15 protein-coding genes are annotated in these 15,279 nt (G+C 48.2%); 3 read left to right on the forward strand and 12 right to left on the reverse strand.

What is annotated here, in order from left to right; genetic code table 11:
• The first annotated feature begins 352 nt into the window (after positions 1-352).
• On the forward strand, positions 353-1,471 hold the full coding sequence (ompC, locus tag ABVN36_RS08250; RefSeq protein ID WP_000758336.1) for a porin OmpC: 1,119 nt from the start codon (positions 353-355) through the stop codon (positions 1,469-1,471).
• Positions 1,472-1,611: 140 nt separating this feature from the next.
• Here the strand turns inward: ompC and hypA are convergent, their stop codons facing one another.
• From hypA to ABVN36_RS08295, 9 genes are read right to left on the reverse strand one after another with little or no spacing between them, the layout of a single operon-like run.
• On the reverse strand, positions 1,612-1,953 hold the full coding sequence (hypA, locus tag ABVN36_RS08255; RefSeq protein WP_000544772.1) for a hydrogenase maturation nickel metallochaperone HypA: 342 nt from the start codon (positions 1,951-1,953) through the stop codon (positions 1,612-1,614).
• A gap of 12 nt (positions 1,954-1,965) precedes the next feature.
• Complete coding sequence (locus ABVN36_RS08260; protein WP_023138141.1) at positions 1,966-2,853, reverse strand: dehydrogenase; 888 nt, start codon at positions 2,851-2,853, stop codon at positions 1,966-1,968.
• Positions 2,841-3,902, reverse strand: coding sequence for a hydrogenase expression/formation C-terminal domain-containing protein (locus ABVN36_RS08265; protein ID WP_001016738.1), 1,062 nt, complete (start codon positions 3,900-3,902; stop codon positions 2,841-2,843). Before ABVN36_RS08265 ends, ABVN36_RS08260 begins: the two co-directional genes overlap by 13 nt.
• 17 nt (positions 3,903-3,919) lie before the next feature.
• Positions 3,920-4,330, reverse strand: a complete 411-nt coding sequence (locus ABVN36_RS08270; protein ID WP_023138142.1) for a hydrogenase-1 operon protein HyaE2 — start codon at positions 4,328-4,330, stop codon at positions 3,920-3,922.
• The gene (hypC, locus tag ABVN36_RS08275) at positions 4,327-4,626 is read right to left on the reverse strand and encodes a HypC/HybG/HupF family hydrogenase formation chaperone (protein WP_000334910.1); all 300 of its coding nucleotides are present in this window, start codon (positions 4,624-4,626) and stop codon (positions 4,327-4,329) included. Before hypC ends, ABVN36_RS08270 begins: the two co-directional genes overlap by 4 nt.
• The gene (hybD, locus tag ABVN36_RS08280) at positions 4,626-5,234 is read right to left on the reverse strand and encodes a HyaD/HybD family hydrogenase maturation endopeptidase (RefSeq protein ID WP_000852664.1); all 609 of its coding nucleotides are present in this window, start codon (positions 5,232-5,234) and stop codon (positions 4,626-4,628) included. Before hybD ends, hypC begins: the two co-directional genes overlap by 1 nt.
• Before the next feature lie 5 nt (positions 5,235-5,239).
• A complete protein-coding gene (gene cybH, locus ABVN36_RS08285) occupies positions 5,240-5,983 on the reverse strand; it encodes a Ni/Fe-hydrogenase, b-type cytochrome subunit (protein WP_000924456.1) in 744 nt (247 codons plus the stop codon).
• Entirely contained in the window at positions 5,934-7,736 is a 1,803-nt protein-coding gene (locus tag ABVN36_RS08290) for a nickel-dependent hydrogenase large subunit (protein ID WP_000331200.1), read from the reverse strand. The genes cybH and ABVN36_RS08290 overlap by 50 nt, the downstream gene beginning before the upstream one ends.
• Positions 7,737-7,738: 2 nt before the next feature.
• Complete coding sequence (locus tag ABVN36_RS08295) at positions 7,739-8,842, reverse strand: hydrogenase small subunit (protein ID WP_001194448.1); 1,104 nt, start codon at positions 8,840-8,842, stop codon at positions 7,739-7,741.
• A gap of 428 nt (positions 8,843-9,270) precedes the next feature.
• Between ABVN36_RS08295 and ABVN36_RS08300 the strand changes: the two genes are divergently transcribed.
• Positions 9,271-10,362, forward strand: coding sequence for a choloylglycine hydrolase family protein (locus ABVN36_RS08300; protein WP_000981375.1), 1,092 nt, complete (start codon positions 9,271-9,273; stop codon positions 10,360-10,362).
• Positions 10,363-10,407: 45 nt separating this feature from the next.
• Complete coding sequence (locus tag ABVN36_RS08305; RefSeq protein ID WP_000388417.1) at positions 10,408-11,199, forward strand: FadR/GntR family transcriptional regulator; 792 nt, start codon at positions 10,408-10,410, stop codon at positions 11,197-11,199.
• 58 nt (positions 11,200-11,257) lie between these two features.
• Here the strand turns inward: ABVN36_RS08305 and ABVN36_RS08310 are convergent, their stop codons facing one another.
• From ABVN36_RS08310 to ABVN36_RS08320, 3 genes are all read right to left on the reverse strand, one after another.
• Entirely contained in the window at positions 11,258-12,283 is a 1,026-nt protein-coding gene (locus tag ABVN36_RS08310; protein WP_000864924.1) for a zinc-binding alcohol dehydrogenase family protein, read from the reverse strand.
• Positions 12,258-13,544 (reverse strand): MFS transporter, encoded by a 1,287-nt coding sequence (locus ABVN36_RS08315; RefSeq protein ID WP_000824240.1) that lies wholly within the window; start codon positions 13,542-13,544, stop codon positions 12,258-12,260. Before ABVN36_RS08315 ends, ABVN36_RS08310 begins: the two co-directional genes overlap by 26 nt.
• A 176-nt stretch (positions 13,545-13,720) precedes the next feature.
• Positions 13,721-15,277 carry a PhoPQ-activated pathogenicity-related family protein gene (locus tag ABVN36_RS08320; protein ID WP_076932805.1) on the reverse strand — a complete coding sequence of 519 codons (1,557 nt, stop codon included), beginning with the start codon at positions 15,275-15,277 and terminating at the stop codon, positions 13,721-13,723.
• Positions 15,278-15,279 lie beyond the last annotated feature (2 nt).

The following is a 15,279-nucleotide window of genomic DNA, read 5'->3' on the forward strand; positions in this document are numbered from 1 at the left end:
AAATGTAAACGTAACAAATTATACACAAAAATAAGAAGGGCTGTGACCTCAACTGACTTGATTATGATTCCGTCTTAACGAATGTCAGCCGAGTGTTCAGTGCCATTCTCGCCCTGGCATCCCCGACCGTAAGCCAGTTCTCTACTGGTAACCTCCTTGTTATTACAGCAGAAAACAGGGCATATCATTGATGTAGTCATGCTTAACTTGCATTTTAACATCACTAATACATAGCAAGCTAATATTACACTTTGAAACTTAACGCACGGTAATTGTTAGTGATATTGTCCTGGACAGTTCCGCGAGCAGGTTTTGCGGAAAGTCCAAAAATAAGACAAATAAGGCATATAAAATGAAAAAAGTAGTGGTGTTATCTGCGGTAGCCGCAGCCGTAATGATGGCTGGAGCCGCCAACGCAGCAGAAATCTATAACAAGGATGGCAATAAACTGGATTTGTATGGCAAGGTCGACGGCCTGCATTATTTTTCCAGTAATCATAGTACGGATGGCGATCAATCTTATATCCGTATGGGTATTAAAGGCGAGACTCAAATTACCGATCAACTAACCGGTTTTGGACAGTGGGAGTATCAGGTCAACGCCAATCGTCCGGAAGATGGTGACTCCAGCGGTTCCCCGCAAAGCTGGACGCGTCTCGGTTTTGCTGGTTTGGCATTTGCCGATATGGGGTCTGTTGATTATGGTCGTAACTATGGCGTGTTATACGACATTGGTTCATGGACTGACGTACTGCCTGAATTTGGTAATGATTCGTATGAAGCTTCCGATAATTTTATGACCGGACGCGCGAATGGCGTTCTGACTTATCGCAATAATGATTTCTTTGGTCTGGTTGATGGTCTGAATATTGCGTTGCAGTATCAGGGTAAAAATGACGGCCTGTCGAAAGAAGGCGATCCTTTAAGTAATAATGCCAGAAAAAGTATCGCATACCAGAATGGCGATGGTTTCGGGGCATCAGCGACATATGATTTGGGCATGGGGGTGAGCCTGGGGGCAGCCTATACCAGTTCCAAACGCACGCTTGACCAGATGACGCAAGATAAATACGACAATGGCGACCGCGCTGAAGCCTGGACTGGCGGCGTGAAGTATGATGCCAATAATATTTACCTGGCGGCAAACTATACCCGTACTTATGATATGACCTATATGGGCGATACATTGGGCGGCTTTGCACATAAAACCGATAACTGGGAAATGGTAGGGCAATATCAATTTGATAATGGCTTACGCCCGTCACTGGCGTTCCTGCAATCCAGAGCCAATGATGTTAATGGACTGGGTTCGTTCGACCTTGTGAAATATATTGATGTGGGTTCCTATTACTACTTCAATAAAAATATGTCCGCGTATGTTGACTACAAAATCAATCTGCTAAAAGATGGCAACCCATCGAATCCTAATACAGACAACACCGTGGCGCTCGGCTTAGTCTACGAGTTTTGATAAAACTTGCTGATTAAGACAGTTTAGGGATACCCTCCTTTTCCCAAAACTGTGTCACTGCTTAACCTTTATTATTGTTAATTTATTCTTTTATTATTTCAGGACGCTTCTGGCGTCCTTTTTTATTGACTATTCGTTGACTATTCGACTTCGATCTCGCGAATGCGCATTCTGCTACTGTCATCTATCTGCACTTTGCCTGAATGACAAAAGGGACAACAGAGTGTGGATGTTTGAGAGGTAAAGGGTTGATTACAGGACAGACACCAACCTTGCGCCGGTGCGATAGTAATGTGGAAACGCGCATTGTCAGCAAGGGTATGACGAGCGGCGACATCCAGGCCAAAATGCAGCGCCGGCACCTCAACACAGGCCATAACGCCAATCTCCAGCCAGACTTGCTTTACCTTGCTGAACTGGTGATTTACTGCCTGTTCCTCCAGCAATTCGATAATATTTTGCGCCAGGGCTAATTCATGCATGGGCCAGCTCCTTCATTCAACAATATTTACGGCGACACAAGGATCAATTACCTGTAACTGTTGCGGCCACAATGAGAGTGGAATAGTGGCCAGTTCGCGAGCAATGACGCCGTCAGATTGGGCGTGACGTGTGGTAGGCGAGATAATACGGTAATCAAGAATATTGCCTGACGTCGTCAGTCTGGCCTGATGAACTAACCATCCTCGCGCGGTTTCCACTACCGCTATTTTCCATTCGCCATCATCAAAACGATTCCAGCGCAGGGTAGGAAGGGCGCTCAAACTTCGGGCGAGCGTAATGCAGCGGGCCAGCAGACGTAGCGCAGTCGTTTTACCGCTAAGACAACAGGCTGACAGCAGCGGATATTCGATAGCCAGAGGCGAGACATCCAGGGGACCATGGGTTATTAACGTATGGTCCGGGGACGACGCCATCGGTAGTGTAGGTGTAATGATATTCTGTACTGCCGCCAGCCAGCGGGCGGTTTCAGAACGCTCTTGCAAAAACCAGGCTTCCCAGCCCTTTACGCCAGCGGCAAGCCAGGTCTGAGGATCATCGTCAAAAAAGATTGTGCTTGCCAGCGGGGATAACTCTCCGCGACGTAACAACGCCCATTCTTCAGCGGTTGCCTGTCGGTGGCTAAACAGGGGGAGCCAGTCGGTCAACGCGCGACGGAGCGTTTCTCGCGCCAGCTCTTGTTGTGCGGCCTGCATATCTGGCTTCTCTTCAGGAAACAACAGTAAAGCCGCCGCCGCGCTGTGTGCCTGAGCGCACAACGTAAACAAACGTGAAATAAGCGTCTTCGCGTATACCGGCGTTGCGCCCTGTAGCAAACGACCGATCGACGCCTCCTGCCAGATAATCCGTAGCGGGTGAGAATAGACGGTCAATCTTTGCACGAATTATTACCTTCATCGATCACCATAAACCCGGACTTACTGGTTTCGCAAACCGGACAGCACCAGTAATCAGGTAACTGGTTGAAGGGCACGCCGGGGGGAATTTGCCATACGTCATCGCCCAGCGCAGGGTCGTAAACCCACCAACATACTTTGCACTCCATGCGCACCACTGGCTCATTTTCTGTGACCGGGTATTCTTTCAACCATTCCAACGTATTTTTTAGCCCCGCGTAGGCATCTTCGATATCGTCGATGCCTGCAACGGCGATATCAGGAATGTCCGCTATCTCAATCATATCTTGCAGTAATGTGTTCATATCATTGAAATAATTGACCCGCCATACGCCGGGAAAATGCGTGCTTACAATCCGGCATTTACCATATCCGCGTGAAAAAATAGCGCTACAGCCTTCGCCTAAAAAATGATCCAGATACTCGCGATCGGCATCGTTTACTGGCAATAGCGTTAAGTTAATGATATGCGGCTCTTTTACCGGCTGTTTTACGCGCTCGGCTATTTCATGCGCGATAAAGGCACCATTCATCAATCCCGCCGGTTGTGGCGGCAATTCTGGTGTAATCGGCGGCTGCGGATGCGTCTGCCAGATGCTCTCCGGGATCGGGCCAATGATAATTTCATCGGCAACCCGTTGCTGGTCAGCGTTATATTCACGTACACGCCAGACGCCCGTAAAAACCGTCTCCTGAATACGCTGTTCTTTCCCATCGGGTAATAGTACCCGGGCGGATATTTCACCTTCGCCGAGCAGTTGATCCAACAAACCGCTATTCTGTTGCTCAGTGGCATTCAGCTTATAGCTCAGGGGAAAGGGGAGCGTTGCCACCGGGTTATCCATATCGCGAATAAGCGTAGTCAGGATGTGTCTGGCAACACGAAGCTCAGCGGGCAGCGCCTGTTCCGGTAAAACCGGCGTCAGTGGGAGATTAATGCCGGCGGGGATAGGAAGAAAGTTAAAGTCTTCCTCTTCTGGCTGCGAGCCTGGTCCGGCAATATTAACGACTGGAATAGTTCTGGAATGATTCACGTGTGTTACCTTTCATTCTATTGCGTGATAACGGGAATATCCTGACGATAGCCCGGTGTGGTCAGCAATGCGGCCCCCCGCTGAGAGTATTCTTGCCAGCTATATAATCCCGCCAGACTGCCGACAAAACGGTGCTGGCGAAAGAAAAGCAGCGCCGGATATTTCAGAATGCGATACTCCCGGGCGATCAGTTCACTCTGTTCGCTATCCGCAAATGCCGCGGTATAAGACGTCGCCGGAAATTGCTTGAGGATCTCCGGGATAATGACCCAACTGTCGGCGACTTCCGGATGTTTGTTGGGGTCGCTTTGCAGCAAAACCAGCACAGTCGGATGCGCATTAATCAACGACGGGAGCGTTTGTGCATCGGTAACCAGAAAGCCTTTATCCGCCAGTGGACAAACAGAATTTTGGGGTGAGATAGTCATTTTTTTAAATGCTCCGGTAATTCAGGCGTGCGAGACAATAAATCGGCAAAACCGGTCAGCGGATCGCTTTGCGTGAGCATGGCCTGTTCCAGCGAGTCCAGCGCCGCCAGTACCTCAACGGCTTCCGTTTCGTCCATTTCTCGTCGTGCTGCGCCGCCAAATGTCAGCAGCCATGCGCCTGCTAAGGGGGGAGCCACAAGCCGAATATCAACGTCGATAAGCTCGCCGTGTCGGTCGCGGCATTTGGCGAACCACTGACCGGGTGAAATAACCTGCACAGGAACGCCGATACACATTATGATTTCTCTCTCTGTAGCACCCGAATATCGCCGACCCGGCAAGCGCTTTGCGCATCTGGCCGTTCATCTTCGTAGCGTTCCATACACAGGCTGTAATGATTGAGTCTTTCAGTGGGCAAGGCCGCTGAAGAGGCGGTGATACCCCATTGCGCCAGCACTTCCTGCGCGAGATAGACCGCAGGCATCAGTTGCGCCTTTACCTGCGGCGTAAGACTTCCGCCATAGTCATCCAGACATTCCGGCTGCACGCCAATCAGCACAATCTCCGATAACTGGCCGCCGGTTAATTGCAGCAATGCCAGCACTTCAGAAAAACTGGTCTGATGTAAACTGAGTTTTTTCGCCGTCAGATAGGCGGGAACCTGTTCATCACGAAACATCGCCAGCGAACCTGGCGCCATACCAAAATCGATAGCATCCATGATTAACAGTTTTTCGGTTTGTTGCAGCCAGGGCAGCAGCGCCAGCCCCTGCGTACCGCCATCAACAACGTCAACTTTCTCGTTATCGGCATACTGTTCAAACAGCTTTTCCGCCGCTCTGACGCCGAACCCTTCATCTGCCCAAAGCAGGTTGCCAAGCCCTAAGATTGTTACTTCTGCCATTGTTATCACCTGAACCAGCGCCAGCCGCTTATCATGACGGAAATCACGCTTTGTCGGCTCATAATGTCTTCACGGATAGCGGTATAAACATGCGCAATGACGAAGGCGATAATGAACCACATGCCCAGCCGGTGCCAGAAATGTAGCGCGAGGCTATCGTTGCCAGTCAGGCGAATCATCCAGCCAAACCATTGATACGCCCAACTGTCTGTTCCAAGCCCTTCGCCATAGAGCGCAAAGCCGCTACACACCATCAGTACGGACATCCAGAAATAGAACATTACCGCCAGTCCCGCTACCGGATTATGTCCATAGTAACGATGGGCCTCTTTTTCGAGGAAAAAATACCAGCGGATTTCGCTGATAACGCCTTTGCGCCAGGCGCGGCGCCAGAACGGAACCAGAAACATCTCCCTGGCGTACTCATTGCCGACACATGCCCAGTAAATACGAAACAGCAGCGCGACAGTAAAAATATACGCCGTGGTAAAATGGATCAGTCGTATCCAGCCCATCCAAAACATAAAGGTCGCTTCACCTTGAATCGATGGCAGGGGGCGGCCAATGAAATATCCTGTAACAGCCAGGACGACAATGGATAACGCCGTGATCCAGTGCCATAAACGGACCGGCGCTTCATAGATATAGTACCCCTGGCTGGTTATTTCTTTGAGATGCATTGAGACCTCCGAATCGTCGTCATCGTACCTGAACCCTGACCAGCTCCCCTCCATGATTATCAATAACATGGGTGGAGCAGGCCAGGCAGGGATCGAAGCTGTGCAGAGTACGTAAAATCTCCAATGGTTGATCGGGAACGGCGAGTTTAGTCCCCATTAACGCCGCTTCGTACGCGCCAATTTGACCTTTATCGTCACGTGGCCCGGCATTCCAGGTTGTCGGTACCACACATTGATAGCTGTCGATTTTCTGATTTTCAATTTTTATCCAGTGCCCCAGCGCGCCACGCGGCGCCTCGCTGAAACCAACGCCTTTTGCCGATGTAGGCCAGGTATCGGGTTCCCAGAGCGTGACGTTTGCCGTCGCCGTATCGCCGGACTTGAGGTTACGCATCAGACGATCGAAGAAATATTGCAGCGTATTGCCTGCCCATACGGATTCCAGCGCACGCGCGGCAGTACGTCCTAATGTAGAAAAGAGCGCTTCTTTAGGCAGCTTTAATACACTAAGCAGTTGATCCACAGGTTCTTTAAATTCCGGTTTATTTTGATGATATCCAATCAGATAACGCGCCAGCGGACCTACCTCCATCGCATGTCCCTTCCAGCGCGGCGATTTAATCCATGAATATTTAGCGGACTCATCCACCTGTTCGATAAAGGTTTTTGTGCCTTTATAGTGTTCGCCCATGACCAGTTGCGGTTCGGTCAGACCATCCCACGGATGCAGGCCCTTATCGTTATTGCCGTTACCATAGGTATACCAGGAGTGAGTGACAAACTCCTGAATCTCATCGGGGGCGGTTAAATCGACAGGATGAATTTCGTCGAAACGACCGTTAATGATAGCCCCACGCGGAAGCAGAAGATTACTGGCGGAATAATCGTTAGGGTTATCCGGAAACTCGCCATAAGCCAGCAGGTTCATGCTCGATAACCCGCCGCCGATTTTTGCCCAGTCTTTGTAATAACTGGCAATCAGCAAGACGTCCGGAAGATAAACCTGTTCGCAGAACTGGCGAGCTTTTTGGATGATGGAACTGACAAGGTTCAGGCGTTCCATATTCACTGCGCCGACCGCGCCCGTTTCGTCAAGGTTGATGGCGCAAGGAACGCCGCCCACCAGCCAGTTAGGATGCGGGTTTTTACCACCGAAAACGGTGTGAATTTTTACGATCTCTTTTTGAAAATCGAGCGCTTCAAGATAGTGGGCGACCGCCAGCAAATTGGCTTCCGGCGGAAGTTTCATCGCCGGGTGTCCCCAGTAGCCATTACGGAAAGGGCCAAGTTGACCGGACTCGATAAACCGCTTCAGTCGATTTTGCAAATCGCGGAAATATCCCGGCGAGGATAGCGGCCATGCGGAAAGGCTTTGCGCGATGGCGGAGGTCTGATGCGGGTCGGCTTTCAGGGCCGCAACCACATCAACCCAGTCCAGCGCGTGCAGATGATAAAAATGCACCAGGTGATCGTGAACGTGTAGCGTAGCCTGCATCATATTACGGATACAGTTTGCGTTGTCCGGAATCGCGATTCCCAGCGCATTTTCTACGGCACGGATTGAGGTCAGAGCGTGTGTACCGGTGCAGACGCCGCAAATGCGTTCAACGAATGCCCAGGCGTCTCGCGGATCGCGACCTTTCAGGATAACCTCCAGGCCGCGCCACATGGTGCCGGTCGACACGGCGTTAGTAATGACATTATTACTGTCGATATTCACTTCGCAGCGCATATGCCCTTCGATGCGAGTAACCGGATCGACCACAATTCGTCGTCCGCTATTGTCCAGCGTAAAACCCTGAGTCTGATAAGGATATGCCATAATTATTTTTTCTCTTCCGGAGCGTTTTCTGATGACGTGTTGTTTTTATTGCGGGCGTGTTTTATGGCGCTCACCGTGGCGTGAGCGATGGCGGCAGCGCCCGCGACGCCGGCAACGCCCAGTCCGATTTTATCGGCGGTAGCCTCAATGCCGGTTTGCGGAATGCCCGTTGCCCGGCTGTAAAAAGAACCGTAATCCCAGAATCCATCTTCCGAACATCCGAGGCATCCATGACCCGACTGGATAGGAAAAGACACGCCATCATTCCAGCGAACGGTTGAACAGGCGTTATAGGTGGTCGGGCCTTTACAGCCCATCTTGTACAGGCAATACCCTTTTCTGGCGCCTTCGTCATCCCACGCTTCCACAAACTGACCGGCATCGAAATGCGCGCGTCGGTAGCATTTGTCATGAATTCGCTGGCCATAAAACATTTTTGGTCGTCCAAGACGATCAAGGGGAGGGATGCGATCAAATGCCAGCATATAGGTGATAACGGCGGACATCACTTCAGGTATAGGCGGGCAGCCAGGCACTTTAATAATGGGTTTATCGGTAATTAACTTGTGAACCGGCGTGGCCTTAGTTGGGTTGGGACGGGCTGCCTGCACGCAGCCCCATGATGCGCAGGACCCCCAGGCGATAATCGCTTTAGCATCCGCGCTGACGCGTTTTAACTTCTCCAGGAACGGCTCGCCAGCCAGTATGCAAAACATCCCATCTTCATTCAGCGGCGCGTTACCTTCCACGGCAACGATATAATTTCCTTTGTACTCACGCATCACATCCGCCAACGCCTGCTCAGCTTGTTGCCCTGCGGCGGCCATAATGGTGTCGTCATAATCCAGGGAAATGAGCGACAAAATGGCATCTTTTGCCAACGGGTGCGCAGAGCGAATGAAAGATTCGGTACAACAGGTACATTCAAGACCATGCAGCCATATCACTGGCGTACGCGGTTTATTCTCCAGGGCATAAGCTATCTGAGGAATCATCGAACTGCTCAGGCCTAAAGACGTTGCGGTAAGGCTGCAAAACTTGAGGAAGCTACGCCTTGTCACGCCGTGTCTACGCATAACTTGATAAAATGTATCTTGTGTTTGCATAACGTTTATCCCAAACCACTATAGTTAGTGTGGGCATCATATGTTGCATTTCTTGTCTTTCTCAACGTGTTTTAGTAGCAATTATGTTTCTAATTCGTAACAGCTGATTACATGTGTGCTACTCACATTACTCAAAAACATAAATTAATTTAATGTGATTGGTGATGTTGAGTAAATATAGCGTTGTGATGGCATCTCTTAATGTTGATAAGAAACCGTGTTTTTTATTTATAACATGATGGGATTTTTTTAAATGGTCACACGGATAACGCGTTTTCATGTTAGTTCGCTCTGTTTAACTCTCCTTTAAACCCGTCAGTTAAATTTATTAGCTTGTAAAATAAGATCACAATTAATTACGTGCCGCATAACCATTGATAGGTTTAATTTAATATATTCATCCAATCCATTTTACAAACAAGGAGAGCATGATGAACAAAAGTAAAACAATGTTATTTATCGCTCCGGCGCTGTTTTCATACGCCCTGGCTGCACAGGCCTGCACAACCCTTGCCATTCAGGATAAACAAGGCGATATTTTTCATGGACGTACGCTGGAATATATGCAGGATTTACCCTCATGGTTAACGTATTATCCGGCGGGAACGCAGTTTGATAAAAAAACGCCGGATGGCAGTCAGGGAGTAAGCTATCAGGCGAAATATCCGATACTGGCCATTACTTCCACCATTACTGATGGCGATAGCAGAGACATACTTGAAGGCATGAATAGCGCGGGATTGTCATTTAGTGAAAACATGATCATGAATGCGCAGTTGCCGCCATTGCCCGCGAGTGAATATAAACAGGCAATTCCTGTCACCTCGTTGGGAGAATGGGCGCTGGCCCGTTTTGCTACTGTCGGCGAGGTAAAACAGGCAATAAAAGAGGGCAAATTCTGGTCACCGGAACTGCATCGGTTTGGCGATCTGAAATCGCCATTTCATTATGCGTTTTACGACAAGAAAGGAGGAAGCATTGTCGTTGAAGTGGAAAATGGCAAATTCCATGTCTATGACAATCCCACTCGCGTGATGACAAATGGTCCCGCATTCCCCTGGCATCTGACAAATCTGAATAATTATACGCAATTAACCAATGTGGACCGCTCTTCAGGCACACTGGGCGGGATAAAAGTGATGCAGCCTGATAGCGGGATTGCTATTGCAGACTTGCCATCGTCCGATACGTCGGTTTCCCGTTTTATACGCGGCGTTTATTACACCACATATGCGCCGCAAGCGACATCCGCCCACGATGCAATGAATACGCTTGCGCATATTATGAGCCGTTTCGATCGTCCGAAAAATATTACGGTTGATTATATGGGGAGTGAAGGGGAAGGCAACGCCACCCGCAAACCGGTCTCAGAATATACGGTCTGGACAACGCTGTCTGACTTAACGCACGGTGAGATGATGGTGCGCGGCTACAATGATATCAACTATAAAACCTGGTCTCTTTCTCAGTTTAAGAACGCGACAGCGCCCGTGTTCGAGAAAATCAACGTCAAAGGATAAATAGCTCATCTCGGTTTAGTTTCCCCGGTAGTCTCGGCGAAGGTAATGGAGGCTACCGGCGGTTGCTTCTCTTTATCATGCACGGTAATTAATTATCACGATCACCAGCGCCAGGATGGTATGCTAAATCCATTCAAAATCCCCTGGATATGGATTGGAGGGCGCATGGTTATACCTGAGGTCAGGCAGGAGAGGCTCTATCAGAAGATAGCCAACCTCATCATTAAGCTGATCAATGATAATATTTTTCCACCGGGAACTTTTTTACCGCCAGAACGCGAACTGGCAAAACAGCTTGGCGTGAGCCGCGCCTCCTTGCGAGAAGCCCTTATTGTACTGGAGATCTCCGGATGGATCGTGATTCAGTCCGGTAATGGGGTTATCGTTTCAGATAAAAAACACCTTGCCAGCGACTATACCATCGAAGAAATTCTCTCTACTCGCGAGCTGGTCGATAGCCATTGTGCGCGCTTAGCCGCACAAAACGATAACGTTGACGTCATCAATCAAATAGAGGCGATTTATCATCGTATGGATCAAGCCATTAACGATAATAACGTCCACGGCTTTTACTCGCTGGATAAAGAGTTTCACCTTGCGATCTCTGAGGCCAGCCGTAACCGGGTGTTGTTCGATATGTCCCGTATGTTATGGGAACAACGGATTAATATCCCTTATGCCGGGCTTGATGAGCAGTCTGGAGACAGAAATGTTTTACTTAATCTCAACAAACAACATAAAGCGATAGTGGATGCGATGCGCCAGTCTGATGCTGACAGCGCCTATGAGGGATCTCTGGAACATTTACGCTATGTGAGAAAGATTGTCGGCGGCTAAGTTTGTCGGTAAATAACACCGCATGGCGGATATGCCATGCGGTAGAACTCGCCGTAAATCAATGGAAAACAGCATTAATCTTTAAGTAGCGCTCCGGATAGCGATCAAGTTCTTTAACTGCATCAGGGATCTCATCAAGATTGACGACCTTACTGACAACATCTTGCGGATTAATCTCCAGCGTTGACAGCATGCGTAATGCCTCATCAAATTCACCGGCACTGGTGCGGGAGCCGCGTAAATCCAGTTCTTTGTAGGTGATCAGGTTCGTCGGCAGCGACGTTTCCTGTTTTGGCCATCCGGTAAACGAAATACGACCAGCAAACGATGCTAAATCAAGCGTATTTCGAATAGCGCTATTTGCTCCGGAGGCTTCTATCACGACCTGCGCCATGGTGCCGTGGGTGATATTTTTAATAGCGTCGATAACCTGATCGTCAGCGGCGTTCAGTACATAAGGAACGCCAAGCTTTTGCGCATAGCGTAACCTTTCTTCCACAATATCGATCAGAATAGGCGTTGCCTTGTAATGTCGCGCGCTTAATGCCGCCATAAGACCAATGGCCCCCGCGCCGATGATGGCAACATATTCCCCGGCCTTAACGTTTGCCCGGTGCAGCGCGTGCAGAGCGATGGTCAGCGGTTCTGCCAGCGGCGCCATTTCAGAAGGCACATTATCTGGTATTTTATGAATTAAATGTGCGGGATGAGTAACCACCTCCTGCATTGCGCCATCGACATGCACGCCAATGACGTTTAAATTTTCACAACAATTAGTTCTGCCGACAGAGCAAGGGTAGCAGTGACCACAATAAATATAGGGGTCAACAATTACGCGGTCACCTTCTTTAATATTGTCCGGCATTCCGGCGCCTTCCTGAAGAACAATTCCGGTCACTTCATGCCCAATAATTCTTGGGTAAGTAACCAGTGGGTTCGTTCCACGAAAAGCCCCGATATCCGATCCGCAAATGCCTGCAGCATCAACCTTAATTAATACTTCATTTTCTTTCTTATGGGGATAATCCACCCAGCGGGTTTCAACTTCACCAGGCTTATTAATGAACACAGCTTTGACTTTCATTGGCTTTGAATCCTTTACTTTTTACAAACACGAAGACCAACAGGCTTGAAACGATAGCGATAGCACCAGCCAGATAGAACGCATAGTCATATTTACCGCTAAATTGAACGATAAAACCGGTGACAAGCGGACCGATAATGCCGGATATATTAGCCAGGCCATGCATGGCTCCGCCGACGCTCCCTACCTTATCTTTATGAACAACATCCTGAATAACCGCCCAATAAATTGGGCCCGTTAAATAGAGCAGGAAGAGTGAAACTGACATGAGCGTAATTGCGCTACCAATAGTGCTAACGGTACCGGAAACGGCAACACATACCGCCGCGCCTGCCAGACATACGCCCAGAATAAGTCGACGTGAGAGCAGAGCATTACCGGTAATCCGATAAATTACATCAGAACAGACGCCGCCGAGCACCATACCAATGGCGCCGATGACCCAGGGAATTACCGTGGCGATACTAATTTCTTTAATATCGAGATGTAACGAATGGTTCAGGTAACTTGGGAACCAGGTCAGGAAGAAAAAAAGAATATAGTTGTAGCTGAAAAAAGCCAGAGTTGTCGCCCATACCATTGGTTGTTTCATGTAATAGCCGAGTGAAGGCGTAGCCCGGCCATCATCAGATAAAATAACGTCCTCATGATTTTCAAAATCAATGCGTTCTTCCGGCGCCAGGCGTTTACTCATTGTTGGCTTATCGCTAACGATAAAGTACCACAGCAATACCCAGACCAGGCCAAATAAGAAAATAATGCCAAATGCGGGGCGCCAGCCTAAGGATAACGCCAACAGGCCCACAATCGGCCCGGACACCGCGCCGCCGAGCGGGGAACCGGCGCTAAAAATTCCGATCGCCGTGGCAGACTCCTTTCGGGAAATCCAGTTATTGATGATTTTATTTCCGGCAGCGCTGACCGGTCCTTCAGCCATACCGAAAAGAACGCGCACGATAAGCATTGTCCACAATCCGGTGACCAAACCAGTTAAGCCACAAAATACAGACCATAGTAACGCTGCGATGAGAAAAACCGTTTTTGGCCCAACTTTATCGCTGGCCCAGCCACCAATAAAATTAAACAGGGCGTATCCGATAAAAAATGCGCTGAAGATCATTCCCATCTCCGCGGCGTTAAATCCTAACTCCTTTTCGATCAAGGGGGCAGTTATCGACAATGCTGAACGATCCATATAGTTGAGCATGTAAACTATAAATAGAAGAAAAACGATAAGCCATCCCATTGTTTTTCTTTTCATGATTAATCCTCTTATTGTGGTCTAGCGGCCTGACCACAATATTTTAAGGTTATTTTCAAATCACCTCTCTTGTGGTTAGAACGTGATCAATATAACAAAAATTTATCGCAGAGGATTTTTATCCATCGCAAGCGTGATGGATAAAATTTTTTAAAATCAGACAATTACTTGAAAATTCAATCGGGGCTATCGTTTTCCCCTAATCCACGCCCCGGTAACGTTTGACATGCGGCGTTAACGGAAGGTGGTGCTGTCTGTGGGTATTTTTCATCGGGCGTAATATAAACCTGACTCGTGGCGACATAGCCATCATTAAAAGTGGCTTCGATATAGGTAGCTTCCCAACCTGTCTTCGGTTCATTTAACGTAATACTGATCTTATTGTTGGCGGGAATATCTATTGTAAGCGGCTGATAGCGGATGCCACAGGCATAACGGAAATCACGCGCATTTGGATTGTTGGCTGTCCAGCGAACGACTTTTACCGGCGCTTCTGAGAAATAGACCGTAAGAAGATGGTGGTGAATAAGGCCGATCAACTGTGGTAATGTTTTTTTACTTTGAAACCTATTAATAAAAGGAACGAGGCTTTCTTCAGCGAACTGGTTAATTGAGTAGTGGTTCATATTAGGCACTATACGTAATGATTTTACGCCAGGAAGTTTGCTATAATAAAAGCGAGTATTGTCTGGTACGAAAAAATCATCGCCGCTTGCATTAATAATATATTTCGGTATTGCAAGGCGGGGTTGATAAATAGTGTTGAGATATCTTAGCGGATCTATTATTTGCCTTAGCTGGGTAAATGTGGGGGATTTTATTTTCTCATCTATGCCTTGCTGGTAGTAGGGGTAGAATGTAATGGGCCAATTTCCACCGTATGATTGATAAATATGCTCAAGTGAAGCATCAATATCAAGTAGATCAATGGCGAAGGGAACAATTGCTTCAACATCAGGATCGGCAATAGCTGACAACCAGGTGGTCCACCCACGCTTTGAAATACCTGTAATGATAAAGGAATTTATATTCCATTGCGTTAACTCCTTTTTTGCTAATCTCATCGCTTGCGATATGGCAGTGACCATAGGAATATTTAAAGGCATTAACTCACGTTTCTCCGGCGCTTCCATAAATAATGCCCAGCTTCGGGAAACGCTCTCGTCCTCTTTCAGTGGTTTTTTATCATCCTGAAAGGTTAAATATTGGTTAGGTATATCACTCACTGATATTACGATGGTATTCGTATCACGGGCGATGCTTGCCAGTGTTTGCTGAGTAAAATCAACGGGTTTACTGGGGATTTGTACGCCTTTTTCATAATTAATTCCGTTGTTTACAACCACCAAAGCATGGTGCTCTTTTGCCGTTTCAGGGATATAAATATCAACGTTATGTCGCCATTGCGCAGGGGTTACCATGTCATCTGGCGACCAGTGTTGCGATAATAATTCATAGTGTCTGACTACCACCTGTGCTAATGGAGCTGTACTAATCAAGGTATATTTTAGCGGTGTGCCTGAAATCTGCTCCCGGTAGTCGGGGAGAACATGAGACAAATCACACTCCGGGCTGTTTCGACAAAAGAAGATGTTGTTATGAAGTAGTGTATAAACTTTTGTAGAAATAAAAAACAGTACGATAACAACGAGATATATTTTTTTCATGCTTTCCCCGCGCGTTACAAGGGCAAATGCCAGCCAGCATAATTTCCATAAATACCTCTTAAACATTC

The organism is Salmonella sp. SJTUF15581 (assembly GCF_043356775.1).
In the GTDB taxonomy this organism is placed as follows: domain Bacteria; phylum Pseudomonadota; class Gammaproteobacteria; order Enterobacterales; family Enterobacteriaceae; genus Salmonella; species Salmonella enterica.

Bases quoted from the DNA above. Each gene is read 5' to 3' on its own strand.
- ABVN36_RS08295 (WP_001194448.1), bottom strand. From the start codon at position 8,842: ATGCAAACACAAGATACATTTTATCAAGTTATGCGTAGACACGGCGTG.
- ompC (WP_000758336.1), top strand. From the start codon at position 353: ATGAAAAAAGTAGTGGTGTTATCTGCGGTAGCCGCAGCCGTAATGATG.
- hypC (WP_000334910.1), bottom strand. From the start codon at position 4,626: ATGTGTATCGGCGTTCCTGTGCAGGTTATTTCACCCGGTCAGTGGTTC.
- ABVN36_RS08310 (WP_000864924.1), bottom strand. From the start codon at position 12,283: ATGAAAGTCAAAGCTGTGTTCATTAATAAGCCTGGTGAAGTTGAAACC.
- cybH (WP_000924456.1), bottom strand. From the start codon at position 5,983: ATGTTATTGATAATCATGGAGGGGAGCTGGTCAGGGTTCAGGTACGAT.
- ABVN36_RS08290 (WP_000331200.1), bottom strand. From the start codon at position 7,736: ATGGCATATCCTTATCAGACTCAGGGTTTTACGCTGGACAATAGCGGA.
- ABVN36_RS08300 (WP_000981375.1), top strand. From the start codon at position 9,271: ATGATGAACAAAAGTAAAACAATGTTATTTATCGCTCCGGCGCTGTTT.
- ABVN36_RS08315 (WP_000824240.1), bottom strand. From the start codon at position 13,544: ATGAAAAGAAAAACAATGGGATGGCTTATCGTTTTTCTTCTATTTATA.
- ABVN36_RS08305 (WP_000388417.1), top strand. From the start codon at position 10,408: ATGGAGGCTACCGGCGGTTGCTTCTCTTTATCATGCACGGTAATTAAT.
- hybD (WP_000852664.1), bottom strand. From the start codon at position 5,234: ATGGCAGAAGTAACAATCTTAGGGCTTGGCAACCTGCTTTGGGCAGAT.
- ABVN36_RS08320 (WP_076932805.1), bottom strand. From the start codon at position 15,277: ATGTTTAAGAGGTATTTATGGAAATTATGCTGGCTGGCATTTGCCCTT.
- hypA (WP_000544772.1), bottom strand. From the start codon at position 1,953: ATGCATGAATTAGCCCTGGCGCAAAATATTATCGAATTGCTGGAGGAA.
- ABVN36_RS08270 (WP_023138142.1), bottom strand. From the start codon at position 4,330: ATGACTATCTCACCCCAAAATTCTGTTTGTCCACTGGCGGATAAAGGC.